The 24,613-nt window shown below is 58.7% G+C and carries 26 protein-coding genes, 1 pseudogene, 2 CRISPR repeat arrays and 1 riboswitch (1 of these 30 only partly in view); of the genes and pseudogenes, 9 read left to right on the forward strand and 18 right to left on the reverse strand.

Going from position 1 to position 24,613, the window contains the following annotated elements; translation table 11 throughout:
• Positions 1-10 precede the first annotated feature (10 nt).
• The 3 genes from ACT3TY_RS00430 to ACT3TY_RS00440 all read left to right on the forward strand — a co-directional run bounded on the left by ACT3TY_RS00430 (position 11) and on the right by ACT3TY_RS00440 (position 1,968).
• Positions 11-859 (forward strand): ABC transporter substrate-binding protein, encoded by an 849-nt coding sequence (locus tag ACT3TY_RS00430; protein WP_444627071.1) that lies wholly within the window; start codon positions 11-13, stop codon positions 857-859.
• A 110-nt stretch (positions 860-969) separates the two neighbouring features.
• Positions 970-1,116, forward strand: coding sequence for a hypothetical protein (locus tag ACT3TY_RS00435; RefSeq protein ID WP_193054231.1), 147 nt, complete (start codon positions 970-972; stop codon positions 1,114-1,116).
• 79 nt (positions 1,117-1,195) lie between these two features.
• Positions 1,196-1,361: riboswitch (FMN riboswitch) on the forward strand.
• Between the two features lie 109 nt (positions 1,362-1,470).
• On the forward strand, positions 1,471-1,968 hold the full coding sequence (locus ACT3TY_RS00440) for a 6,7-dimethyl-8-ribityllumazine synthase (RefSeq protein ID WP_087110995.1): 498 nt from the start codon (positions 1,471-1,473) through the stop codon (positions 1,966-1,968).
• Positions 1,969-2,047: 79 nt separating this feature from the next.
• On the opposite strand, the gene ACT3TY_RS00445 is transcribed toward ACT3TY_RS00440, so the two are convergent.
• Positions 2,048-2,503, reverse strand: coding sequence for a GNAT family N-acetyltransferase (locus ACT3TY_RS00445; protein ID WP_444627072.1), 456 nt, complete (start codon positions 2,501-2,503; stop codon positions 2,048-2,050).
• Positions 2,504-2,596: 93 nt separating this feature from the next.
• On the opposite strand from ACT3TY_RS00445, the gene pdxR reads away from it, so the two are divergent.
• The 5 genes from pdxR to ACT3TY_RS00470 all read left to right on the forward strand — a co-directional run bounded on the left by pdxR (position 2,597) and on the right by ACT3TY_RS00470 (position 6,795).
• Positions 2,597-4,075, forward strand: coding sequence for a MocR-like pyridoxine biosynthesis transcription factor PdxR (pdxR, locus tag ACT3TY_RS00450; RefSeq protein ID WP_444627073.1), 1,479 nt, complete (start codon positions 2,597-2,599; stop codon positions 4,073-4,075).
• Between the two features lie 37 nt (positions 4,076-4,112).
• A complete protein-coding gene (locus ACT3TY_RS00455; RefSeq protein ID WP_444627074.1) occupies positions 4,113-4,721 on the forward strand; it encodes a DNA-3-methyladenine glycosylase I in 609 nt (202 codons plus the stop codon).
• 181 nt (positions 4,722-4,902) lie between these two features.
• Entirely contained in the window at positions 4,903-5,628 is a 726-nt protein-coding gene (gene pcsA, locus ACT3TY_RS00460; RefSeq protein ID WP_287076878.1) for a phosphatidylcholine synthase, read from the forward strand.
• A 31-nt stretch (positions 5,629-5,659) separates the two neighbouring features.
• Positions 5,660-6,352, forward strand: coding sequence for a uracil-DNA glycosylase family protein (locus ACT3TY_RS00465; protein WP_444627075.1), 693 nt, complete (start codon positions 5,660-5,662; stop codon positions 6,350-6,352).
• Positions 6,353-6,390: 38 nt separating this feature from the next.
• Positions 6,391-6,795 carry a VOC family protein gene (locus tag ACT3TY_RS00470; RefSeq protein ID WP_444627076.1) on the forward strand — a complete coding sequence of 135 codons (405 nt, stop codon included), beginning with the start codon at positions 6,391-6,393 and terminating at the stop codon, positions 6,793-6,795.
• Positions 6,796-6,904: 109 nt separating this feature from the next.
• On the opposite strand, the gene ACT3TY_RS00475 is transcribed toward ACT3TY_RS00470, so the two are convergent.
• From ACT3TY_RS00475 to ACT3TY_RS00485, 3 genes are read right to left on the reverse strand one after another with little or no spacing between them, the layout of a single operon-like run.
• Entirely contained in the window at positions 6,905-8,092 is a 1,188-nt protein-coding gene (locus ACT3TY_RS00475; protein WP_444627077.1) for an amidohydrolase, read from the reverse strand.
• A gap of 49 nt (positions 8,093-8,141) precedes the next feature.
• Positions 8,142-8,360 (reverse strand): hypothetical protein, encoded by a 219-nt coding sequence (locus ACT3TY_RS00480; protein WP_087110979.1) that lies wholly within the window; start codon positions 8,358-8,360, stop codon positions 8,142-8,144.
• Entirely contained in the window at positions 8,357-8,989 is a 633-nt protein-coding gene (locus ACT3TY_RS00485) for an ankyrin repeat domain-containing protein (protein ID WP_444627078.1), read from the reverse strand. The genes ACT3TY_RS00480 and ACT3TY_RS00485 overlap by 4 nt, the downstream gene beginning before the upstream one ends.
• Positions 8,990-9,124: 135 nt before the next feature.
• Here ACT3TY_RS00485 and ACT3TY_RS00490 point away from each other — a divergent pair, with 135 nt between their 5' ends.
• Positions 9,125-9,985, forward strand: a complete 861-nt coding sequence (locus tag ACT3TY_RS00490) for a LysR family transcriptional regulator (RefSeq protein ID WP_087110977.1) — start codon at positions 9,125-9,127, stop codon at positions 9,983-9,985.
• A 90-nt stretch (positions 9,986-10,075) separates the two neighbouring features.
• On the opposite strand, the pseudogene ACT3TY_RS00495 reads toward ACT3TY_RS00490, so the two are convergent.
• The 14 genes and pseudogenes from ACT3TY_RS00495 to ACT3TY_RS00560 all read right to left on the reverse strand — a co-directional run.
• Positions 10,076-10,312, reverse strand: a pseudogene (locus ACT3TY_RS00495) (transposase); the annotation flags it as partial.
• Positions 10,263-10,442, reverse strand: a complete 180-nt coding sequence (locus tag ACT3TY_RS00500; protein ID WP_441677597.1) for a type II toxin-antitoxin system RelE family toxin — start codon at positions 10,440-10,442, stop codon at positions 10,263-10,265. The gene ACT3TY_RS00500 and the pseudogene ACT3TY_RS00495, both read right to left, overlap by 50 nt.
• On the reverse strand, positions 10,426-10,650 hold the full coding sequence (gene relB, locus ACT3TY_RS00505) for a type II toxin-antitoxin system RelB family antitoxin (protein WP_087110975.1): 225 nt from the start codon (positions 10,648-10,650) through the stop codon (positions 10,426-10,428). The genes ACT3TY_RS00500 and relB overlap by 17 nt, the downstream gene beginning before the upstream one ends.
• Before the next feature lie 170 nt (positions 10,651-10,820).
• A CRISPR array of direct repeats spans positions 10,821-13,108; the repeat unit is 29 nt; unit sequence CGGTTCATCCCCGCGCCTGCGGGGAACGG.
• Positions 13,109-13,218: 110 nt separating this feature from the next.
• Positions 13,219-13,515 (reverse strand): type I-E CRISPR-associated endoribonuclease Cas2e, encoded by a 297-nt coding sequence (gene cas2e / locus ACT3TY_RS00510; RefSeq protein ID WP_193056677.1) that lies wholly within the window; start codon positions 13,513-13,515, stop codon positions 13,219-13,221.
• A gap of 1 nt (position 13,516) precedes the next feature.
• Complete coding sequence (gene cas1e / locus ACT3TY_RS00515) at positions 13,517-14,437, reverse strand: type I-E CRISPR-associated endonuclease Cas1e (RefSeq protein WP_444621559.1); 921 nt, start codon at positions 14,435-14,437, stop codon at positions 13,517-13,519.
• 3 nt (positions 14,438-14,440) lie between these two features.
• Entirely contained in the window at positions 14,441-15,139 is a 699-nt protein-coding gene (gene cas6e, locus ACT3TY_RS00520; protein ID WP_441677434.1) for a type I-E CRISPR-associated protein Cas6/Cse3/CasE, read from the reverse strand.
• Complete coding sequence (cas5e, locus tag ACT3TY_RS00525) at positions 15,139-15,921, reverse strand: type I-E CRISPR-associated protein Cas5/CasD (protein ID WP_444627079.1); 783 nt, start codon at positions 15,919-15,921, stop codon at positions 15,139-15,141. The genes cas6e and cas5e overlap by 1 nt, the downstream gene beginning before the upstream one ends.
• A gap of 11 nt (positions 15,922-15,932) precedes the next feature.
• Positions 15,933-17,027: a type I-E CRISPR-associated protein Cas7/Cse4/CasC gene (gene cas7e, locus ACT3TY_RS00530; RefSeq protein WP_441677430.1), complete on the reverse strand. Its 1,095-nt coding sequence runs from the start codon at positions 17,025-17,027 to the stop codon at positions 15,933-15,935.
• Between the two features lie 69 nt (positions 17,028-17,096).
• Positions 17,097-17,795: a type I-E CRISPR-associated protein Cse2/CasB gene (casB, locus tag ACT3TY_RS00535; RefSeq protein WP_441677428.1), complete on the reverse strand. Its 699-nt coding sequence runs from the start codon at positions 17,793-17,795 to the stop codon at positions 17,097-17,099.
• The gene (casA, locus tag ACT3TY_RS00540; protein WP_444627080.1) at positions 17,792-19,486 is read right to left on the reverse strand and encodes a type I-E CRISPR-associated protein Cse1/CasA; all 1,695 of its coding nucleotides are present in this window, start codon (positions 19,484-19,486) and stop codon (positions 17,792-17,794) included. Before casA ends, casB begins: the two co-directional genes overlap by 4 nt.
• A gap of 84 nt (positions 19,487-19,570) precedes the next feature.
• Positions 19,571-22,246: a CRISPR-associated helicase Cas3' gene (gene cas3, locus ACT3TY_RS00545; RefSeq protein ID WP_444627141.1), complete on the reverse strand. Its 2,676-nt coding sequence runs from the start codon at positions 22,244-22,246 to the stop codon at positions 19,571-19,573.
• A 135-nt stretch (positions 22,247-22,381) separates the two neighbouring features.
• The gene (locus tag ACT3TY_RS00550) at positions 22,382-22,531 is read right to left on the reverse strand and encodes a type II toxin-antitoxin system HicB family antitoxin (RefSeq protein WP_441677591.1); all 150 of its coding nucleotides are present in this window, start codon (positions 22,529-22,531) and stop codon (positions 22,382-22,384) included.
• Between the two features lie 182 nt (positions 22,532-22,713).
• Entirely contained in the window at positions 22,714-22,998 is a 285-nt protein-coding gene (locus ACT3TY_RS00555; protein WP_225733895.1) for a HigA family addiction module antitoxin, read from the reverse strand.
• 157 nt (positions 22,999-23,155) lie between these two features.
• Positions 23,156-23,434, reverse strand: coding sequence for a type II toxin-antitoxin system RelE/ParE family toxin (locus tag ACT3TY_RS00560; RefSeq protein WP_441677424.1), 279 nt, complete (start codon positions 23,432-23,434; stop codon positions 23,156-23,158).
• Positions 23,435-23,553: 119 nt separating this feature from the next.
• A CRISPR array of direct repeats spans positions 23,554-24,613; the repeat unit is 29 nt; unit sequence CGGTTCATCCCCACGCCTGTGGGGAACGG; it runs 554 nt beyond the window's last position.

Consider the following 24,613-nt stretch of genomic DNA (forward strand, 5'->3'; position numbering starts at 1 on the left):
AGGAATACCCATGAAGCCCAAGGTTCTCGTCACAACACTGCTTGTCACAGCGGTTAGCTCTGTTGCTCATGCCCAGGAACGTATTGCCACCTTTGATTTAGGCAGCCTGGATACACTGGATGCACTGGGTGTTAGTGACCAAATCGTGGGGATTCCCAAACAGATTCTGCCCGACTACCTGTCAACCTATAACGACGACGCGTATACCGACCTTGGTGGCTTACGCTCTCCTGACCTTGAAGCCATTGCCGAAAGCGAGCCCAGCCTTATCCTTTACACCGGCCGTCAAGGCGAGTGGGAATCTGAGTTCGAAGAGATCGCCCCGGTGCTCAATACCAGCCTACAGGGCGATGATTACCTGGTAGCCTTTGACGACAACGTGCGCCAGCTTGCCAGCCATGCCGGTGTTGAAGAGCGCGCTGAAGAAGCACTAAAAGAGCTGCATGCCGATATTGAAAACCACCGCCAAGCGCTGGATGAAGCGTTGCGCGTACTGGTGGTTACCTCTAATGACGGCAACCTGGGGCTGAACACCCATCCGGTCGTCCATGACGTACTGGGTATCAACACATTAGAAATGCCGGATAGTGTTACCAGCATAACGCGCGGTAGCCGCACCTTTACGCCGCTGACGATGGATGCCATTGGTGAGATCCAACCCGACGTATTGCTGGTGGTTGACCGCAGCGCCGCCATTGGTAACGAGGCCGCTGACTCCGATGCGTTAACGCAAGCGCTAGCAGATGCGGGCACGCCGGATACACGCCTGGTCGTACTGACCCCGGCCCTTTGGTACTTATCAGGCGGCGGCCTGCAGAGCCTGAAACTGCAAGTTGATGAGGTCGTTGAAGCGCTATAAGCGTCTACCACGATGCATGACCAAGCCCCCGTGTCGCTAGACCGGGGGCTTTTCATTAGGTATCAATGCTTAACGTATAAAATGGAGCTCACCAGTCACCCGGGCGGCGTATGTCCGTTGGTTTGGCGACCAACGTGCCCATTTATTGTGATGAGTCGCTTTTGGCGTATAACGAAGCACTGCCCGCCGCAGGCGCCTCCAATAGTGCCTGTCCCAAACGGCTTACCGAACTGGTAAATGCCGATTGGGTCGATTAAGCAGCACGCTCGACAAGGTTTTACTTGGCCTCTAGCTGCGCATTCACAATCGGCGTAAGATAGGTAGGCTGCTATGCAGCAATGTTCTCAGGGCGGGGTGAAAGTCCCCACCGGCGGTGATGGTACCTTTCCTAACGAAAGCGGCCTAAGCCCGCGAGCGCTCTCACTGGTCTGCCCGTGAGAGGTCAGCAGATTCGGTGAGAAACCGAAGCCGACGGTGATAGTCCGGATGAAAGAGAACGGCATCCATTCAACGGCGTTATTCCACGGAGAAAGCCCCCTGGAGGCGTACGTTATGCCTATGGCGGATGCCGAATGCCCTGATTCTGGTACCACTTATCCAAGAGAATGACCATGAATCAGACCTTTCCTTTAACACTCTCCTCACATACCACGTCCCAGCGCATTGCGTTTATCCAGGGCCATTGGCACAACGATATCGTCGGCCAGGCCTACCAGGCATTTATTGAGGAAGTGGAGCGCAACGGTTTATCTGCTGACCAGGTGGATACGTTTACCGTTTCAGGCGCCTATGAAATTCCGCTGCAAGCCAAGGTACTGGCCGAAAGCGGCCGCTATGGCGCGATTGTCGGTGCTGGCTTCGTGGTAGATGGCGGCATCTATCGCCACGATTTCGTCGCCCACGCGGTCATCGACGGCATGATGCGCGTCCAGCTCGACACCCAAGTGCCGGTCATTTCGGTGGTGCTCACGCCGCACCATTTCCATGAGCACAGCACCCATCACGACTTCTACTTCCAGCACTTCCTGGCCAAAGGTAAGGAAGCCGCCAGTGCGTGCCTGAACACCATGGAAAATCTGCACCGCGCCCGCAAACTTAGCGACGCGTGAGCACTATCTTGGCCCGGCGAATACCGGGCCAAGAGCCCCATCAGCGAACATGATTCTCTGCTTGATTCTCCTGCTCTACTCACGCCTCATTCACATCCAGCAGATAGCTATAAAACGCCGTATTGCGCTGCCAGCCAAGTGCTTCATACAGACGCTGCGCGCGCTTGTTCTCCACCTGCGTCATCAATACCAGCCTTGTAACACCGTGGTCTTGGGCCAAATCGGCGGCAGCGCTCATTAGCGCCCTACCCACGCCTTGGCGGCGATACTCAGGCAGTACGTAAAGATCGTTCAACGTCCATCGTGCATTCATGCCTACCGTCGATAAGCCGGGAAAAAGCTGCACAAAACCGCTGATTGTTCCCTGCGCCTCTTCACTCACCAGAATGAACGAGTCGCCCAACCCAAAGCGCTGATTTAAAAAGTAGCGGGCGCCCTTTAGGTCGCTTTGTTGCTGATAAAACTGGCGATAGTCATCCAGCAGCACGCTAAGCGCGTCCAAGTCATCAAGTACGGCAGCCCGAACATTATTCACAGTGGCGCTCCTTAAAAAGAGGTGGGAATAGGCAAGTCTCTCGTTATAGTGGCTCTTGGTGAAGAACCAGTTTATTAAATAGCGAGGGAACCAGTGAAGCAGCGAACGCCGTCGAGTGAATGGCTTATTGATGCCTTGGCGCTACAGATTGGCACCCAAGAAACAACCACGCTGGTACATCAGCTTTACAGCGCGTTGCGCCGTTGGATTCAACACGGCGAACTGGCCGCCGGGAGTCATTTGCCCTCTTCACGGCACCTGGCGCGCGGCTTGGGTATCAGCCGTAATACCGTGCTGGCAGCAATGGACCGCCTGCTAGCCGAGGGGCTGGTGGTTTCTCGGCGGGGCGCGGGCATGTATGTGGCCAACTTGCCTACGCTACCGACTCATCCCAAGCCACTTTTGGAAACGGCGTTTAGCTACTCAACACGCGGGCAGGCGCTGATTGACCGCTGCGGTACGCTAAGCCAACACTATCAGGCGTTTGCGCCGGGGGTGCCGGGGCTGGATCTGTTCCCCCACGCTCAGTGGCAGCGCCTTTTAAGGCGCCACTATCGCCAGGCCGATACGGCATGGCTTTCCTATCAAACGCATGGCGGCTTGCCCGCGCTGAAAGAGGCATTGGGTGATTACCTGACGCTTTCCCGCGCAGTGCGCTGTCGCCCTGAGCAGATTGTGATCACGCAAGGCGCGCAGCAGGCGTTCGAGCTGGTGGCCCAGCTGCTGACCGATAGCGGCGACACAGTGTGGATGGAAGAACCCGGCTACGGCGGCGCGCAAACCTGCTTTTTGGCAGCGGGACTGAACATTGTCCCTGTGCCGGTCGATGAAGACGGGCTGAACCCGTTGTGTTGTCCGGCTAATACGCCTTCGCCGCGCTTGATCTACGTGACGCCCTCTCACCAATACCCAAGTGGCGTTACCATGCCGGTTCCACGACGCTTGGCATTACTCGAACACGCCGCCAGGCACGGCGCCTGGGTCGTTGAGGATGACTACGACAGCGAGTTTCGCTACAACACGCCGCCCACCCCGTCGCTTCAAGGTTTATCGGAACAGGCATCGGTCATCTATATCGGCACGTTCAGCAAGGTGCTCTACCCAGGGCTTAGGCTGGGTTATATCGTGCTGCCCGAGGCGTTGGCCGATACGTTCCGGTTGGCTCACGCCCGCCTGCACCGCGAAGGCAACTATCCCATTCAGTCGGCGCTTGCTGAGTTCATTGCCAAAGGTGACTTTTCACGCCATATCGCCCGAATGCGCATGGGCTATCGTCAGCGCCAGGCCTGCCTGCGCCGTGCACTGGCCCCTGCTATTGACGCCGGTTTAAAGCTCTCCTCAGGCCATGCGGGGATGCATCTGGTCGCCGAGTTGGATACTTTAAATCAGGAAGCGCGCCTGGTTGAACTGGCCCAACAGGCACACATTACGCTCTCCCCACTCTCCCGGTACTATCTGGGGCAACCACAGCGTGCAGGGCTTGTGTTGGGCTATGTGGGCGCGACGGAGGATGAGCTACTACGTGCGGGCCGCTGGCTCAGCCACGCATGGCTAAATCTAACATCGTTATAAATCCTGACATTTTTATAACTAAAACAGGGAAATCACTATGGCGAACGAATTTATCGCCCCCGATGGGCACGCCCGCTGCTACTGGTGCGGCGGTGCACCGGAGTTTCTGCCCTACCACGATAACGAGTGGGGCTTTCCGGTTGATAACGATCAGCGCCTGTTTGAAAAGCTCTGTCTGGAGAGCTTTCAGTCCGGCTTGAGCTGGCGGACGATTCTCAACAAGCGTGAGAACTTTCGCGCGGCCTTTCATCACTTCGATTTTCATCAGGTCGCGCGTTTTGATGAGCGTGATGTGCAGCGATTACTGCAAGACGCAGGCATTATCCGCCATCGCGGCAAAATTGAGGCGGCGATCAATAACGCGCAACGGGCACAGGAATTAGTCGTACAGGAAGGTTCGCTGGCGGCGTTCTTCTGGCGCTTCGAGCCAGCGCATGATGCGTTAAAAGCGCCGCAAACCCAGACCGTCTCGCCTGAATCCATCGCGCTCTCCAAAGCGCTGAAGAAACGCGGCTGGAAATTTATTGGCCCCACTACGGCCTTTGCGTTGATGCAGGCGATGGGGCTGCTCAATGACCATTCGCTGACCTGCGTAACACGTGAACGCGTAGAGCAGGCGCGCTTGCAGTTTCAGCGGCCCGTTTAGGGCTTCTACATACGTTAGGGCGCCAACAATCGCCTGGCGGACGGCGTCAGAAACGGCCATGCTTAGAGCAGTTCAACGGCCTGCGTATTCTCGGTACGCCTTCTTGTAGTAGTGTATCGACTGACACACTTATCTATACACCAAACAGCAGCAGAACATAACGTTCTCAACGGGGTTTAATGTGGCTCAACCGCTCTCTTCGCAAGCAGACTCTCACGCATCGCGATGCAAAGCATGGAGCGTACATGCTCTCACCGCTAGCGGCGTACTACTGGGCGTCATGGCGCTATTCGCTTTGATCGACGACAATCCGGTGGCTTGTCTGCTCTGGCTGGGGGCGGCGATGATGGTAGATGGCTTCGACGGCACGTTGGCGCGCAAGTATGAAGTGAAGACCATCCTGCCGCACTTCGATGGCTCAACACTGGATATGGTCATTGATTATCTTACCTGGGCGTTTATTCCCGCCCTGTTTATCTACTACTTTATCGATTTGCCGACCGGTTTTTCACTGCTGGCGGTGTTTATTATCCTGCTTTCGTCGATGTTCTGTTTCTGCAACACCAATATGAAAAGCCAGGATAACTATTTTGTTGGCTTTCCGGCCGCCTGGAATATCGCTGCGGCCTATTTCTACATTCTCGACTTCCCGCCTTGGCTTACCTTTGCCGCCATCATCGTCCTGGCCATTCTCACCGTTACTCGCATGAAGTTCCTGCACCCCTTCCGGGTGCGCAAATTTATGCCACTTAATATCGCTGTTACGTTGTTGTGGTGCCTCTGCGCAACGCTTCTTATTCTCCCAAGCACTGAGCATGCTGTTTGGGCACTATGGGGATGGGGCGTCGCCTCGGTCTACTTTTTTGGCATGTGCTTATGGCGGACAGCCCAGGAGTGGTTCGTCTGAACCCGACATTGGTTAACAAGGAGGTAGCACGATGTCGCTAACGCCGACTCAGGAGAAGAAATTCAGAGCCCTGGCAGCAGACATCGAAGGAATCGATGTCGAGGCCTACAAACGCTTTGAGCGCGATCCATTGGCGCCGATCATCGGCTTGGGCAAGCCGAACCTGCGCATCGGCTTTTTTGGCCGCGACCCAGGCCGTGACGAGGTGCGTCACGGCGAGCCGTTTATCGGTGCTGGTGGCCAGTTGGTCAGAAAAGCGCTTTATGAGCAGCTTTACGGCGAGACGATGCCGGACTTTGCAGCATCCAAAGCCGTGGGCGAATACTTTTTCTGGATCAATACCGTGCCCTACAAGCCCCTAGGCAACAAGGCGTGGTCGATGAAGGTTAAGCGTCACTTTCACGGTTTAATGAATGAGGTGCTGATCTCGCGCTGGGAAGGACGAACGCTGATTACGCTGGGCCGAGAAGCGTTCCTGTGGTTCGGTATCGGCCGCTCAAAAGAGGAACGTGCGCGTCTGGAAGCTTTCTGGAAGCAGGAAGATCGCTTTGAGAGTAGCATCGAGGTGACACTAGAAGATGACAAGGGAGCAGCGCAAACCTTTACGCTCTACCCGCTGCCGCACCCCTCGCCGCTCAATCAAACCTGGTATGCGCGCTTTCCAGGGCTATTAAAGCAGCGTCTGGAGCAGCTAGAGGTACGTAAGGACAATCTGACGCTGTGACAACGGCCTATTTAAAACAACGTCTAAAGGGCACCGCCATGAAACCCCGAATCAGCTTGATTACTCTTGGTGTGCATGACATGAATCGTGCCATCCAGTTCTATCGGGATGGCCTTGGACTGCCGGAACATGAAACAGACAGCGACGAGGTGGCCTTTTTCAAGATGGAAGGTGCCTGGCTATCGCTGTTTCCCAGAGCATCATTGGCTAGCGATATCGGCATTACCGATGACTCAAAAGATGGTTTCAGCGGTATCACGCCGGCCCACAACGTCGCCAGCCAAGAGGCCGTTGACCAAGTGCTCAAACAAGCGGTTGCCGCAGGCGCCAAGCTAATCAAACCAGCAGAAGAAGTGTTCTGGGGCGGTTACTCCGGTTATTTTCGCGACCCGGAAGGCCACTACTGGGAAGTCGCCTACAACCCCTTTATGGACCTGACGTGAGTTACTAGCCCAGAGGTTCATCCCCGCGCCTGCGGGGAGTGGATAAAAGATAAATTCAACATTATTGTCCTTATCTTGAGTTTTCGCACGGGCAAACTCGTATGCCATTTCAAAGCAATCGCGAGCGAATCGACGGGCGAGTTGGTTGAACAATTTTGCCGTGTTGGACCAGCAGTCGCTCCGAGGGCGGTGATGCTACAGCGGCTGCTGCATTGAGTGCGTCCACAATCACGAAACTCGCCTCGTCACCGATCGCGAATCCCGGTAGCGTACGACCAATCGCCCTTGCAGAGTCCACCGTGATCATGTCAAGAGCGACACCCAGTTGTTCGTCGGTATAAAGACCGGAGCGGTAGCCGATCAGCATCGCGCGTTCAAGCAAATCACCATTGCCGTAAGGCCACCACGCATCGCGAATATTGTCATTGCCCGCGAAAACATGAACGCCTTCCGCGCGTAGTACATCGATCGGTGGGAAGGGATGATCTCCCGGCGCATTGGTTAGTATAGACACGCCCGCTTTGGCGAGGATCGTCGACACACGACGTGCCTCATCACGGCTCACATCGCCAAGTGCGTAAGCATGGCTAATGGTGACGAGGCCCGACATACCGGCTGCTGCCGCTCGCGCGGCAATACGCTCAATCTGCTTGATACCGCCTGCGCCGTGCTCATGCAAGTGGATGTCGATTTTCGCACCGTGGCGCTCGGCCGTGCCAAACACCACATCAAGATGCGCATCTGCGTCACCGTCAAACTCGGTAGGATCAAGCCCGCCCACCACTGTCGCGCCTTCACGCATGGCGGCATCGAGCAGATCCGCTGTACCGGGACTAGACACAATGCCAGCCTGCGGAAAAGCAACGAGTTCTACGTCGACCCGGCCCTTCCACATCTCGCAGGCAGCTACGACTGCATTCAGATTATCGAGTCCGATCACTGGGTCGATATCAACGTGACTGCGCATTGCTACCGTGCCAAAAGAGTGAGCCTGCGCGAGCAGTGCCTCAGCGCGTTCAACAACCGGCAATGCGCTGGATAGAAGGCGCTTTTCAACGTCAAGCCGCTCACGAAGGGAGCCTACCGGACGATGAGGAAACCAACCGTCGCCAACAAAGCTCTTATCGAGATGAATATGGCCCTCCACAAAAACGGGAAGGACAGTCAGTCCATCAAGATCGATTTTTTTGGCGTCGGTTGAGACAGTATCGATAGGAACGAAGCACCCATCGCGCGTGGCAAGATCACTTTTGTTGCCATCAGGGGTCAAAGCGTTGGCGTAAATGCATTCATTCATATCAGTGTGTTTCCAATTCTGGTTTTGGAGTCATACGACTAAGCTCTGCTCAGGAGGAACTGCTCGTGCCTCCGATAGAATCAGGACAGTGCCATTTTCCTCGAAGAGGTAAATCAACGATCCAATCGATAAAATGCCAAGTGGCTGCGACAGCTCGGCTGATCACTTTGCCATCCGTGACCAGCACGGCACCGAATGGACGCCCTCCATTGGCAACATTCTTGTGGGCAAGATTGATCGCCTCGTCCAGATACGCCTTGTCATTCATTTCGCACCCGCCTGTTCTAGCAAACTAGCGATGTCAGCATATCCGCGTTGTCGCGCATGTTGCAGCGGCGTGATCCCTTCCCTATCAGCCAGGTTCACGTCCGCGTTGGCGTCGACCAGCAGCCCCACAATCTCTCCGTATCGCGGTCCGCCATCGCCGAGGATGATAGCCTCCAGCAACGCCGTCCAGCCGAGGTTGTTGACATGATCAATATCCGTGCCGGCCTCTATTAGGGTTCGAACAGTCTCCACATGCCCCCGTTCCGCCGCAGGAATCAGCGCCGTACCGCCATAGCGGTTGACGCTCGCCAAATCAGCGCCATGGGATAGCGTCATCTGCAGTATTTCCAGATGTCCGCGCGCGCCCGCATAGAGGTAGGGGCTATCTTCGATGTCGTCTTTAGCGTTCACATCAGCCCCGGCACTAATAAGTAGGCGAGCGGTCTCAACTCGGTTCGCATGGGTTGCAGCGAGTAATGCTGTCCGCCCACGACTATCCCTCGCGTCGAGCTGTATATCGCTGGCGATCATTTCTCGAACACCAGCGATATCATCGTTTTCAGCAGCGGAGATCAGCAAAGGATTAGCCTGAGCGACAGGGACTCCGCCAAAAGCAACGGAATCGATCATGGTTATACATCCTACGAGGAGTGTGAAGGCGAAAGTGGCCTGTAAGCGGCTGCGCATAAAAGTCCCTTCTTGCTGATAAAAATCATAGACAAAAATATAGTGGACAAAAAAGTCATTTGGAAATTAAATATCTGAATGAAAACCAGTGATAAATCGAATAAGCCGTTCAACTCCGACCTGTTGCGCAGTTTCGTGGCGGTGGTCGACACGCGCAGCTTTACAGCCGCAGCACGGCAATTGAACTCGACTCAATCAACGGTCAGCCAGAAGATAATGAGGCTGGAAGAGGTGGCAGGCGGGCTTTTGATTGATCGCGGACGCAATAGCATCACACCCACCGAGGCGGGCGAGCGACTGCTGGGTTATGCACGTCGTATCCTGGCACTGAACGCGGAAGCTGCCGCCGTCGTGTCTGGAGTAGCGCGTCATATCACCCTTCGGCTCGGTCTGCCCGAGGATTTCGCTTCGGGCCGGGTGACACAAGTACTTGCGGCGCTTGTCCGGCAGCATCCGAACTTGAAGCTGGAAGTTACCAGTGGTCTGAGCCGCAATCTATACGGTGCCTATAATCGAGGGGAGCTGGATCTAGTTCTGGTCAAACAGCACCGCGGCGAGGCCCGCGGAGTAATGCATTGGCCCGAGCCGCTGTCCTGGTATCAAAGCAAAAATCATGCGCTGGCCGATTGCGACCCGCTGCCGCTTGTTGCCTTTCCTTCGGATGGATTGTATCGCGCCCAAATGATTACTGCCCTCGATAACGTCAGGCGCGGATGGCATCTTGTTTACACGAGTTCCAGCCTCGCCGGCCTGCTGAGCGCGGTCAATGCCGGTCTCGGGATTAGTCTTCTTCCAAGGCGCGTGGTCAACTCGGGCATGCAAGAAGTTCCGACCTTGCCTGCGGTTGACGCCATGGAAATCGCAATCCACCAAGCGGACCAGGACAGTCCTTTCGTATCCGAGATCATTCAGATACTTGCGGATGAGGTTGAGCGATAGACCACTTAGGGATGATGGTGCCATCGGTCGTCGACAATATAGAAGACTCATTCATCTGAACTGACCCCAAAAAACCTGGACAGTAAAACACTAAGCGGACAAGGCCTGAGTTCGGTACTGCACCGGGCTCAGGCCTCTTAGTTTGGACTTGATGCGCTCGTGGTTATAATAATGGATGTAGTGTCGGATGCCCGCCTGTAATTGCTCAATCGTGTCAAAGCGGTTCAGGTAAAAATATTCTGACTTCAGCGTTCCAAAGAAGCTCTCCATCGCGGCATTATCTAGACAATTCCCCTTGCGTGACATGCTCTGGGTCACGCCCTGCTCGCCCAGCTGTCGCGGGGCCTCGCGGCTGTACTCGCTCGCGCAGGTAGTCACGGATGCGCTTGGCCTCAACATGACCCAACTTCTTCAGCTGCTTGTGGGCGGCCCCCGTCAGCTCAATTTTCCAGCCCAAGATCACGCTCCACGTCATCCAGGGAGTGCGTGGTTTCCTCGCCACGACGCAGACGCTCCAGGGTCTGCTCGGCGAGGTAAACGTCCTCAAGGTCATCGAGGTGCTTGAGAATAGCTTCACGGGCGTAATAGGTCTTGGTGCGGCCGGAGGCCTTGGCCAAGGCCTCCAGGCGCGCTTCGATGTCGCTGGGCAGTCGTATTGCCAACATGATGGTCTCTCCTGGAGATTTGATATACACGTATAGTATGCGCCGCGATCAGCGTTTCAATCAGCATCAAGACCCATCATTTTCAGTGATTTCTGTCTTATCTTGAGTTTGGTTCATCCCCACGCCAGTGAGGAACGTATCTCCATGAGCCATTAGGACGTTCAGGACTTGAGTTCATCCCCGCGCCTGCGGGGAACGGTTGACGGATGACGTTGTTGAGCTGTTCCTGAGCGGTTCATCCCCGCGCCTGCGGGGAACGGAGTATTGCCATCTAGCTCAGGCGGCAGCGTGCCGGTTCATCCCCGCGCCTGCGGGGAACGGAAGCACAACTATGACGGACGTATGGCTGATGCCGGTTCATCCCCGCGCCTGCGGGGAACGGCGTCTGGCTCGGCACATTGAAAGATGCCTAAACGGTTCATCCCCGCGCCTGCGGGGAACGGAAGCCGTTGCCACTAAAGCCTCTACCATCATGCGGTTCATCCCCGCGCCTGCGGGGAACGGGTTAAGTGCCAGACGTTAATCGGCTCCATGGGCGGTTCATCCCCGCGCCTGCGGGGAACGGTTGATTAGGCGCTGCCAAGACTGATTCATGTGCGGTTCATCCCCGCGCCTGCGGGGAACGGGTTAAGTGCCAGACGTTAATCGGCTCCATGGGCGGTTCATCCCCGCGCCTGCGGGGAACGGTCCTGCAGATAGCTGCTCAGACCGCCGTGCTCCGGTTCATCCCCGCGCCTGCGGGGAACGGCAGCGTCGTGTCTGATTTTACTCATTGAATGGCGGTTCATCCCCGCGCCTGCGGGGAACGGGCGTGTACAACGTCGGCTTGCGCTGGAAAAGGCGGTTCATCCCCGCGCCTGCGGGGAACGGCATTTGGCCTCCCATGGTAGCGTCAGCCAATTCGGTTCATCCCCGCGCCTACGGGGAACGGCTGCACAGCGAGATGTGCCAAACCTTGGCAGGCGGTTCATCCCCGCGCCTGCGGGGAACGGGTAAACAACAGTGCGGCGCATGAACGAAAGAGCGGTTCATCCCCGCGCCTGCGGGGAACGGCAGCATTTCGCGCCAGAACACGTCTTCGGTGACGGTTCATCCCCGCGCCTGCGGGGAACGGTGATCGAGATCATGAGAGAGCAGGCCCGTACACGGTTCATCCCCGCGCCTGCGGGGAACGGTCTAAATGTCTCTTCTACTATTGGCTCAGTCACGGTTCATCCCCGCGCCTGCGGGGAACGGAAGAGGAAGGCGACTATATCAAAGGCTTTTGCCGGTTCATCCCCGCGCCTGCGGGGAACGGTAAAAGGAGCGATTTATGGCGCTGGATGGCAACGGTTCATCCCCGCGCCTGCGGGGAACGGGCCATAGCTGACCCGAGCGCGGGGCGGTTCATGCGGTTCATCCCCGCGCCTGCGGGGAACGGCCTCATGCTCTTCAAGGGTCGCGTTAGTTTCACGGTTCATCCCCGCGCCTGCGGGGAACGGCCTTGAGAGAGCCAATGGATTTTTCAGACAGACGGTTCATCCCCGCGCCTGCGGGGAACGGGTCCCACTCCATTGAGCCCGCCGTGGTAACCACGGTTCATCCCCGCGCCTGCGGGGAACGGTTCAACTCTACCGCCTGCACGATCAGCAGCTACGGTTCATCCCCGCGCCTGCGGGGAACGGGATAGGAACAACTATCTCGCTGCTCGCATCGCCGGTTCATCCCCGCGCCTGCGGGGAACGGTCAGCGCTTTCTCACGGGCATCAAGCGACGCACGGTTCATCCCCGCGCCTGCGGGGAACGGGTGTAGGCTTCAAACTCAGGCAGCAACTCACGCGGTTCATCCCCGCGCCTGCGGGGAACGGTTTTGATGCGTGACGACTCGCGCTTTTTCGGCCGGTTCATCCCCGCGCCTGCGGGGAACGGGCACGATACGATCACGAAAACTGGACGCCCAGACGGTTCATCCCCGCGCCTGCGGGGAACGGTTGCTCGTTGACCTTGGCGCGGACTAGGTTGCCGGTTCATCCCCGCGCCTGCGGGGAACGGCCTGGGGCGGGGTAGCTGGTTGTAAGCATTATCGGTTCATCCCCGAGCCTGCGGGGAACGGTTCCTCGCTGCATCCGCTATCGCGGATAACCCCGGTTCATCCCCGCGCCTGCGGGGAACGGCAGAACTAGTTAGTCGCCCTATCAATTTTTAGCGGTTCATCCCCGCGCCTGCGGGGAACGGGTGCCGCATCAAATCGACCTGCAAACCGCCCGCGGTTCATCCCCGCGCCTGCGGGGAACGGCGTCTACAGCGGCTGTTTGACGTAATCCCGTACGGTTCATCCCCGCGCCTGCGGGGAACGGGAGCCATACAGGCCGCAGAAGCACCGATATGGCGGTTCATCCCCGCGCCTGCGGGGAACGGTTTAAATGGCCGGCAATGATTTGCTGATAACGCGGTTCATCCCCGCGCCTGCGGGGAACGGTCTAATTGTAGTCAATTGTTTTCAAAAAGAAAAATCGCCAGCAGAAAATACACCGGTGATTTTGATCATTTTTTGAACAGCTCTATATTATTAAAGAGCATTAAAAACAGTCACTTATCCTTAGGCGGCAAAAAACGCACCAAGCGTAGTCCGTCATGGTCGATGGGGACGCGGCGGTTATCGCCGAAGGTCTGAAACTCGAAACCGGATTCGTGATTGCTGGCCCAGGCCATGGCGACGTTGCCGCCCTCCTCGGCCAATACCTCGATCTGCTCCCAGATCATTTCGCGGATACGCTTACTGACATCCCCTACATAGACACCGGCGCGAATCTCCAGCAGCCAGACGGCGAGCCGCCCACGCAAGCGGGGTGGCACGGCTTCGGTGACGACGACGAGCATGGCCATGTTAATGACTCCTGTGGCCGCTATCGCCTATCGATGCCGGCTCGGGGATGGCCGGCGGCACGGCATCGGCCGGGGGTGGTGGCGGTTCGATCTCGCCTGCCGCCAGCACCTCTTCGATCATGGGAATGATGCGCTGGAGCAGCCGGGTCTGCTTGAAGGCATCGCGGCAGGCAATGCGCACCTCGCGTTCCGGCATCGGCGGGCTCTTGGCGGCGACACGGAAGGCGGCCGGGACCACGGTCTCGAATTTGACGATATCGGCGATGTCGTAGACGAAGCTCAATGGCTTGCCGGTATGCAGAAAGCCAATAGCCGGGGCATAGCCCGCGGCCAGAATCGCTGCTTCGGTAATGCCGTAGAGGCAGGCGGTGGCGGCCGAGAGGCACTGGTTGGCCACGTCCGAGGCGTCCCACTGCTTCGGATCGTAGCGCCGCCCCTGCCATTTCAGGCCATACTGCTTGGCAAGCATCTGGTAGGTCTTGCGTACTCGCGCGCCTTCAATGCCACGTAGCTGTTCGACACTACGCCGGGAAGGCGGCTCCTCGCCAAAGCGCAGCTCGAACATCTTGCGTACCACCTTGAGCCGCAGGCTTTCATCCAGCGCCAGCTGGGCCTGATAAAGCAGCTTGTCAGAGCGGGCGCCACCTGGCTGCCCGGCGCTGTAAAGGCGCACGCCTGCATCGCCCGCCCAGATCAACAGTGTACCCACTACCGACGCCAGCTTGATCGCCGCGTGAGAAACCCGAGTTCCAGGTTCCAACAGCAGGCAGGCCACCGAGCCCACGGGAATATGCATGCGCTCGCCGTTGACCTCGTCGATGACGACGAACGCGCCGTCGCGCACGTCGATCTGGCCCATGCCGACGAAGATCATCGACATGCGATCCTTGAGAGGAATGGGTTTGAGGGGAATGAAGCTCATGAGTCACTCCGGTACGCGACGTAGCAGCAGCATTCCGCAGCCAAATGCCCTAGCGCGGCCGATGCCTTGCTGCAGAGCGTGACCGAGACGCTCGGGATCGACCACCTCCAACAGGCCTTCGTAATCCACGCTAGAGTAGCGGATAGGTTGCCCGCCCTCTTTCTTGCTCAGCGCGTGCTGGCGATAAGCACCTACTTCTGGCTTGACCGGCAGCGTGAAACCGAAGCTTTCAGCACGGCTTTTGAGCCACTGGCGCGCCGCAGCGTCCATCGCCTCGACGCAGGCCTGGCTCGTGCGCTCCCCTTTGGGGAAGGGGTAGCGCGCATCCATCAACACATCGGCGCGGCGAGAGCGACGGCCCTCGCCCACCGGTTTTGCGATGGTAGGGTTAGCACGCAGACGAAAGGCCAGTCGTTCACCTGCAACGAGCTGAGGCGAGAACGCCTTGCACTGCACCTCAAACCCATCCATGGTTTCCGGAGCTTGGGTCGAATAGACATAAAAGCGCGGCAGCCCGGCACTCTTGCCATTGGCGTCTTCTTCCATTTCCTGACGAAAGATGAACGGCCGCCCGCCTGGGGGCACATCGGGAAACAGCCGCCAGAGCAATTGATGGGCGGTATAGGCGCCGCCTTCCAGCACGTCGAAAAGCTCGGCGCGGTTAAGACAGTTGAGATCCAGCCTGACACTTGAAAGATACATTAGCGCTCTCCTTTCAGCGTTTCGATGCGCCGGTTTTCCAGGCGAGGGCCGAACTGCCAGCGACACCGATTCAGCGGCTCGTCCCACACCTCGCTGGCCTCAGAAGCCTCTGCACTGCCGTCGAGCGCGGCGGCCTCGCCTTCCCACGCGTAAAGTATCTCGTCAGGCAGGCGCAGCAGGCGCGCATCCTTCTCCTCATTCCCCACCAGCGCCAGCCAAGTGCGCGCCGGGTCCAATGCGCTTTCAAAACAGTGATCCAGCGCCTGGCGCCAGTGGCTGGCCTCGACCACGGTCGGCACCAGTGGCGCGGCTAGAGGACACGCCTTGCGGCCGAGATAGAGCGGAAAGCGGGGCTTTTCCAGCGCTGCCTTGAGTTCATCGAGCGACCAAGTGGCCTTAGCTGTGAGACGCACCGCTACGCTCCACAGTCCATCGCAGCGGTAATCTCTTGAGGAGAGAATGGTGTTGAGCGCCTCCTTGGCCACCGACAGTTCCTCGCGGCGCGAACGGTGGGCCACCTTTGATTGCGAAGACGGCATCTGCACGGTGTGATAGTCGCGCATTAAAAGCCCCGGCGAGCGCTGTTTGACCGCTACCTGAAGCCCTTCGCGCAGGCGGCGCTGACCGTCATCGTCGTCGCGCTTGATGCCGAGCGCCGCCCCGATCAGCCCCAGAATGGCGCTACGGCTTGGGTAGGTGGCCGTTGGCCGCGTCTCGCCAACGGCGGCCTCGCCCCAGCTCGCCATGGGCGCATAGAGGCGAAAAACCAGATGGTGTGGCATATCGCCTCCGCTTAGTCGTCGCCCTTGAGGAAGGTCAGCAGCTCTTGGAGGCTGCCTTTGACGACATTGCCTTCCAACTTGGTGCTGTCATATTCCGGCGTCGCCGAGAGGATAAAGCGACGATCGGCCCCCGCACCGTAAGCGTCATCGAACGCTTGGGCTTGGGTTTCCAGTTTTCTGATCGCTTCGACGCCCTGACCTTCGCTCATGACAGGCTGCAGAAACGATACCGACAGCGAACGCGGCTGCTGGTCGCCCTTTTCGGCCAAGACGTAGCTGGCGTGAGCGCGGGAGCCGAAACTGTTCTGCTTGCCCTTGGGCGAGATCTTCACGGCGGACTCGACCAGCGCGCCGATAGCGCGGTCGGCCAGTTCTGTATTGCCTTGGAGGTTCTCGACCAGCAGGTCCCGGTCGATACAGAGGTAGAGGTAGAACAGCCCGGCGGCGAACCCGGCCTCGCCGATATGTGCCGCACCGCGGTCTTCATCGCCTGAATTGAGATCATCGACGGCGGTAAAGTAGTCGTCCTCGACCTCAGCGGCGTGCACGGTAATGGCATGGGCGACCTGGCAGGCCGCTTCGACGTTGTAGCTCGGTGCTGCGGCAAGCATCCGCCCAAACAGCGCCACATCAACGGCGGTGGGGCGCCGGGCAAGCAGGCCCTTGAGTTCGTCGTCGGTTGGCTCGCGCTTCTCTGCGACCAGGGTATCGGCAAGCGCTTCCAGCGCAGCCACTTCTTCAGGCCCTACGTGGACCAACTGCTCGATTTCGTACTCGTGCTTTTCGCCCTTGTCGACCTTGCGCAGTTTGCCGAAGACGCCGGCGATCTTCTCCGCGCTGTTACCTGCCAGCTTTTCGTCGGCGCCAGCAGCTCGCATACGCTTGAAAACCTCTCCCCCCAAGCGCTTGGTGCGCGTGCCCTTGTGGCCATCCACCGCCGCTTCGAACAGGTCGGAAGTGCGCCAGTTACGCTTGAGGCTTTGCGAAGACACACGCAGCCGCCGGGCGCCGCCCATGAACGCCGTTTTGGGGCGGCCCAGGTCGTCGCGGTTGAGGTTGGAAGGCGGGTAGGAGGTCAACAAGTGAAGCTGGATAAAGTGGCTCATGATGGGTTCCCTGAATAAAAAATGTGCCGAATGCCGAAAAAGTGGTTGTTGATAAGTGACAGCTTCCGTTCAGTCGCCCGCGGCCGGTTTCAGTGCTCGCGCTTGGAAGTAGGCGTCGCTCATAACGAAGGCGAAACGCTGAGTGGCCTCAGCCCGGTACTGGCCGCGCTGTTCGCGCGCCCAGAGCGCGACCATATCGGCCAAGCGGACAACGCTGACACCGGCGTTATCCGCAAGTTTAAGCGCCCGGCGGAAGCGGCGAATCAGCTCTTCTGAGGTATGGCAATCAAGCAGCTGCTGAAAGCGCAGATCACTCATTCGCGGAGTATCCCCGGTATTGGGGCGCTTCTCGCCCAGGCGTTTGCCCAGCGGGGCATCGAACGTCTCGGCGCGCAACTCGCTTGCAACGGCAGCGATGGCGGCCCACGTCGTAATGCGCTGATCGCGCTTGCGGCTGTTGGCATCGCTCGGGGTGTCTTCCCATGCTTTGGTCTCGAGCGCCTGCCAGAGATGGCGAAACGCCTCGGTCAGCATGACCGTCTCGACGCTGTCGCAGCGGCGTAGCACGGCGCGCACGCCGCGTGGGAAAGGCCGCAGTTTGGTGTAGCGCTTGAGTTCCTGATCGTCCATCACCAGCCGTCGCCACCACAGGCGCAGCTCATAGGCTTCCTGTCTGTCGAGAGCATACAGATAGCGCTCTACCGTGGCACTCGCGTTGGCCTCGCCCTCTGTCGCTGGCGGCGACGTTTGTTGGTCTACTTCACTCATGCTGGGCTCTCCTCATTACGTTCCGCCATGGGCGCTTTTAGGTCAAAACCACCGTCGTTAGCAAACGCTTGGACTTTCTTGCCATTACCATTCAGGTACGCCCGCAGATAGCGCCGCGCGCTGGTGATGCGGTCGAGCTGCTGCATCTTCATACCTTCCAGCGGGCCGCTGATGGCTTGGGCGTCGAACAGCGCCATGGCTTCTTTTTTGAGCGACACATACCACTGGCGGTAGGTCTCGGGTGAGAGTTCGAGCGTGTCATCGCTCAGACCATCCCCCCGCAGCACCTCGCCCATCTCGCGCAGGGCAGTGAAAAAGGCCAGCTGCGTCGCCTCGAAAAACTGAGCATCGATCTGACTCATATCGCCCTTGGCATCTTCCGGACGCTTGAACCAGGCGCGCTTGAGCTGATTGCGCAGCGTCCAGCTGATATCCGAAGCCAAGTCGACGAAGCGCTTGGCCCAGCCGCGCAGCGTTTCCTGCTGCCCCTCGGGCACGCCCACCAGCGGCATCGCCACGCTGTACCAGCCGCGCGGCTTCATGTTGTCCATGTCATAGCCGAAGACCCAGAGCCGGGCACGCTTGAACAGCGCATCGAACGCTTCGCCGTCTTCTCGCGCTGCTTCCAGCAGCTCGTACTTTTTCAAGTGGTGGGTGACCACACGGGCCGGCAGTGCACCGCTGCCGACTTCATCTTCCAGCACCAGCCCCGGCCAGTGGCGGTAGCCAAGCCCGCCGGGCTGGCCTTTGCTGGAAAGCGGCAGTTCCCCGTCCTTTTTTGGGTTGAGGCGGCGGTAGGGGGTGAGCGGGTGGCGCCAAGGGCCGTCGTAGTTGGCGCCCTGCTTCTTGGCGCGCAGGCGGCGCACCGGGTGCTTTGCCTCGTGGCCGCAAAGGTCGCACTCACCCGGCGTTTCGTCGAATAGCAGTCGGTAGCGCCGGGGCATCGACCAGAAGGCGTGCAGCGGATGAACCTGCTCGGGCAACACCTCTGTGCCTTTCTTGTCGCTGACGCGGGTATCGGCCATCCAGAAGAACAGATCGGAATCATCGGCTTTGGGAGCGCGCCAGGCCTGCCCCGGCTGGCCCACGGCGTCGGCGGGCATGACGTTGGGCCAGAGTCGCGCCCACAGCGGCTTGCTCTCGTCTTCGGGCAGAATCAGCGTGGTCAGCGGCCCGCCGCCGCGCAGGCCCACGCGAATGCCGGCACCACCGGCGGGCGCGTTGATCTGCATGGTATAAAGCGCCAGCGCCGCGCACTCGGGGCAAGCAGTCTCTACTCGGCCGCGTTTAACGAAGAAATCGGTATTGTTCTTAATGCCGTTGGCGCCGGGGGAGTCGATCAAAAGGCCCGCAACCGGCGCTTCCTTGACGTCGTCCAGCGGGTCCAGATCCTGCATGAAGCGCGGACCGTCGCCATCCAGCTCGAAGGCGGAGGCAAAGGGGGCCAACAGATTGTCGAGCTCAGCCACGCTGGGCGGCGTCTGGTAACGATCCAGCCAAGCATCGGTATTTTTGGGCGTCATCGCCGTCTGCAGCAGCGCGATCAGAAATTGCCAAGCGGCGCCCTGAAAGTCGGCGCGGGGCAGAGCCAGGTCGAGCACATCCGGGTCGGCGAGGGCCGAGGGTGGGCGGTATTCGATTCGGCTATCGCGATACCGAAAGGGCAACCAGGGATCTGTGAGTAAATTCATCGGCACCTCACGTGCGTTATTTCGGCGTTAAGCGTTCTTGTTTAGTTACCTTGTATCACCTGTCTTTCAGTAAAATGGCAACGTCTATTTTTGTTCAAAACTCACGCCCCACTGCTCATCGTAATCACACTTATCGTCCTCTTCCGGCAGCCAAGGTTGAACGAAACGCAGCCCGCGGTGGTGGTGCTGCAGCGCTTCCCACTGTTGGGTATAGTGCCCCGGAAGTTGAGCCAGTTTCTTGACTTGGCTCTCCCTCAGCCGACATCGGCTCAGTCGATCGGCGTGGCGGTGATCTTCTACCCAGAGCACCAGTTCATCTCCACGACGCTTGAGCAACACGACCTCGACACTTTGCTCGTCGCTGAGCCGGGTGCCCGTCTCGCGCTCCTCCTGCCACGGGTCGAAATCGCCATCGAGGCGGTAGCCGTCTTCCAGATTCAGGGCGTTATGGGTAGCCATCGAGATCGCCTGCTTATCCATACCGGTGCGCTCGAAGTGCGCCAGATCAAACGCTTCGGGGAGGTCATCCGTCGAGGCAGCGTAAACGCCTTCGATCAAGGTACGCGCCTCACCCGGCATGGTGATGGCGCCCTGCTCGAGCAGCACGCGCTGGGTCAGCCAGATCAGCGAGGTGTCCTTGTAAACGGCTTGGGTGCCGCGATGCGCCTGGCTCAGCCAATCAGCGCCGGGGATATCGCTCCACGCGGGGGCGAGTACCTGCAGCACGGGCGCGGGGCGTTCGCCGCGCTGGTGGCGCTGCAGCCGCCCGGCGCGCTGTATCAAGAGGTCGATGGGCGCGATGTCGCTGACCATCTGGTCGGCATCACAGTCCAGGCTTTCCTGGAAGACTTGGGTGGTGACAATCACTTGTCCACTTCTCAAAGGCGGCGTGGAATCCTTGCCGAAGCGACGAATGACCTCGGACTCGATCCGCTGGCGGTCCACCATGGCAAAGCGGGCGTGGAAGAGCAGGCACCGCTCCGGATCGGGGTGGCGCTCGCGTAACGTTTGATAGGCGCGGATCGCATCATCGACGGTGTTGCGCACCCAGACGATGCACTCCCCCGCTTTCACGGCGGCCAGTACACGCTCGATAGCCTCGTCCTCACTTTCCAGCCACGCGATGTCCACACGGCGTGCGACTTCCGGGCGCGTCTTGACGGGCACTTCGTGGGTAGCGCTCTTTCCGCAGTGGGTCAGCAATGGGTAGTCATGTGCCTCAAGCGGGCTGGTTTCAACGCCCAGGCCGTGGCACCACGCGGCCGTCAGCGCCTCGCGCATGGCGCGGGGGAGCGTGGCCGTCAGCAGAATGGCGCTGCCTCCTTGGCGGGCGTGATGGGCCAGCAGTTGGTGCAGCAGGGTCTGCATGTAGTGATCGAAGGCGTGAACTTCATCGATAATTAGCACCTTGCGCGCCAAGCCCAGCAGGCGCAGCGATTGGTGACGAAACGGCAGTCCGCCCATCAGCGCCTGGTCGATGGTGCCCACACCCACATCGGCCAGCAACGCCTTCTTGTTCGAGTCTGCCAGCCAGCGGTTGCACTGGGTCGAGGCGCTGGCGTCTATCGCGTCATAGTCGTCGTGGTCGGGCTGTACGATGGTTTGCTCAAACGCTTCATTAAGCGCCCGCGCGCCGTGGGCTAGTACCAGCGAGGGCCTTGAGGCAGCGCTGTAGAAGCGGTGATGAAGATCCCCTAGGCGGGTGTACATGGCGTTGGAGGTTGCCATGGTAGGCAGCGCGAAATAGAGCCCTTCGCCGTGGCCATCGGCCAGCAGTCGCTGGGTCAGAATACAGGCGGCTTCAGTCTTGCCCGCGCCGGTCACGTCTTCGAGGATGAACAGCTGCGGCCCAGCTTGAAGCGGCAAGTCTTCCGCCTTCTGCTGCAGCGGGGTCGGCGTCACCTTGCCTGAAAACCACTGTGCCAGCCCGGCGTAGGGCACGGGCTCCGGCGGGCATGCAAAGCCGGTGGCGTCCAGCACCGTTTCGGCCTGCTTGCGCGCTCGCGGCCAGTAGTCGGCCAGCGCCATGGCCTGCTGGCAATAGGGAAAATAGTCCCGGTTCGAGCCCAGCCAGTCGCTGAGCGTCGCCCATCCGGCTACCGTCCAGCTTAGCGTTTTGAAACGCGCCAGCCACTCTTCATCCAGCAGTTTTTTGATCGGCCAGTCAGGTCCTATCAACGCGGCCCAGTCGGCGACGAAATCACCGGCGGCGGCCGCATCGGCAAGCTCGCCGTCGTCGACGAAGAAGTCCGCAAGAGCGAGCTGACCGGTCTCTACGGGGTAACCATGGTGGCCGAAGAATGGCGCCAGCAGGTGATCCATGGGCGCCAACAGCTTGCGTTTGGTCGCCGTGCTGTCTTCTGGCCAGCGCAATGCGCCGTCCTTGCGCCAGGTGTTCCAGCAGGCATCCCAGAGCAGCACGCCCAAACGGTCGTGACGCTGCTTGTAGGGTTTGCCTTGCGGTGGGGCCATACCATCGAGCGCGAGCTTCAGCACCTCCTGAAAGGCGCGGGAGAACTTGCCGAGGTCATGAAGCCCCAATAAAAACACCATTAGCCGCCGCAATGGCTCGGGCTCAATACCCAGCTGCGCCGCCAGCTGCTTCGTCAGCGGGCGCTCCGGCGCAAGCAGGTGCCAACCAACGGCCGCTACATCCAGGCTATGCCAAGCCAGCAAATGGCAAGCATCTTCTGACTGCCCCGGCAGGGCCTTGCCAGCATAACGGTGATAGGCCGGCAGACGTGAAGATCGAGTCGGCATGGTCAAAACATTCTCCCTTGATCTGGATGGCAGCCACGCTAGCTCAGTAAAATTAGCGAAATAACCAAAACCGACGATAGCGTGTCTGGAAGTTGAAAGGAAGGTCCCAAACGACTAATGGGTGAACGCGTTGCGTCACCATGAAAAAACCGCTCCTGGTCGAGAGCGGCTTTTAATACCGTGCGTAGTAACGTACTTGTCGATCTGGCGGATGACGTGGCCTGGCAGCGTCACATTCACCTTTTCGGTTTTACCCAGGTAGGGCGTGATATTAATCTCGATGATTCCCCAGCCGTTCTCTTTCTTCTACCATGACTTTGGCTAGTGAACAGGCCTCATACGCTATCTGCCCATGGTCGAAATCGATTGCAAGTTCATTGTCATTCGCCATTATCTAGTTCCCAAGCAAAAAAGCCCAACGGCACGATCCGTTGAGCTTTAGACTGGTGAATTAGTAACTTACTAATTCAAACAGCAGAGATTCTTTCAATATGATTTTGCTCTTTATGCTCGGCTTGCCATAGGTCGTAGTTGGTCTGCATGGTCATCCAGTGCTTAGCGTTACCAATACCGCCATGCTCAAGCCTAACCGCAAAATCAGGGGAAATGCTGGCATGCTCATGCAAAACGCGGGATACCGCTGTGCGGGACATACCTAGCTTCTTGGAAAAATCAGTGACATTCAGCCCCAGCGCGGGCACGATCCGGCGGCGTAACAAGCTGCCTGGGTGCGGCGGATTCATCATCGTCATCACGTTATCCTCATCATAATCGTCATCGTCATCGTCATGCACAATATTTTTAATCTGTATATTTAGAGGCTGTGCAATCGTGGCTACCGCTCAAGTGGCGAAACCATCCGGTGGCCCTTGATAACCGTATCGTGTCGGTTATCGAGGAGCGCCGCCGTCAATGGTAGTCTAAATAGTCAACAAGGTGTGCATCCTCCCCATCAAACGTAAATATCACTACCCAATTACCGTTTACATGCACTGAAAAAAAGCCCTTCTTATCACCTTTCAAGCCATGGAAATCAAAACCTGGTAAATCCATATCGTTTGGCTTGGTTGCGGCATCCAGTACTGCCAGTATGTCTCTTAAATCGTCTACATGGTTAGGCTGTACTCCTTGGGGCTCCCCCCGCTCATAAAGCCGTTTCAGGCCTTTGTGTTTGATTTTCTTTATCATCGCATCGCTTTGCCTCCCTTGCCGTCGAACCTGCATACACTGTAGCGCGTAACGCTACGCGATACAACAATGAATAGGCATTATGGGTACACCCCTTATACCCCTCCTTTTTATATATACGGTTCATCCCCACGCCTGTGGGGAACGGGCTTCATACTCAGCCAGCAGTAACAGCAGGCCCGGTTCATCCCCACGCCTGTGGAGAACGGCTCTTCAAGAGACCAGCCGCGAACCGCGCAAACGGTTCATCCCCACGCCTGTGGGGAACGGGTTCAAGCAGTGGTACTGTCATCGTCTTTACCCGGTTCATCCCCACGCCTGTGGGGAACGGCGTAAAACGGTGGGCGCTTTTATGGGTAGTGCCGGTTCATCCCCACGCCTGTGGGGAACGGAGAGCATGAGCCGTGGCCGGTGCAAATATCGCCGGTTCATCCCCACGCCTGTGGGGAACGGCGCCGGGCGAGCGGCGTGGGCGGCGCGGGGTGCGATTCATCCCCACGCCTGTGGGGAACGGGTTTTGACTGCCTGCTTCTCTTTTTGGAGTAGCGGTTCATCCCCACGCCTGTGGGGAACGGGCCCCACAACGCCCGCCGCTTTCGACTCGTGCACGGTTCATCCCCACGCCTGTGGGGAACGGCCACACTACCGCGATCAATTGAAGCTGCCTGACGGTTCATCCCCACGCCTGTGGGGAACGGCTTTCAGAAGCGGCCTTGGCCACCACCACCAGCGGTTCATCCCCACGCCTGTGGGGAACGGTTGTGCCACATGCGTTATCCGCACGCGCAATTCGGTTCATCCCCACGCCTGTGGGGAACGGGCCCACCGCAAAGGCCAACATCAGCCCCAACGCGGTTCATCCCCACGCCTGTGGGGAACGGATATCGACTGCACCGAATCTTTCAAAACCGTGCGGTTCATCCCCACGCCTGTGGGGAACGGTGTCTATCGAGAGGCGCAGGCCAACTTCCCAGCGGTTCATCCCCACGCCTGTGGGGAACGGCGCCTTCACGCGGCGAATCTCAACACCCAGTGCGGTTCATCCCCACGCCTGTGGGGAACGGCTATGCACTAGCGGCGAAGTGCCGGAAGACTACGGTTCATCCCCACGCCTGTGGGGAACGGTGGTTCCAGTAGTCGCGCAGCGGGTCAAAGGTCGGTTCATCCCCACGCCTGTGG

This window comes from Halomonas sp. AOP22-C1-8 (assembly GCF_052378905.1).
In the GTDB taxonomy this organism is placed as follows: Bacteria; Pseudomonadota; Gammaproteobacteria; order Pseudomonadales; family Halomonadaceae; genus Vreelandella; species Vreelandella citrativorans.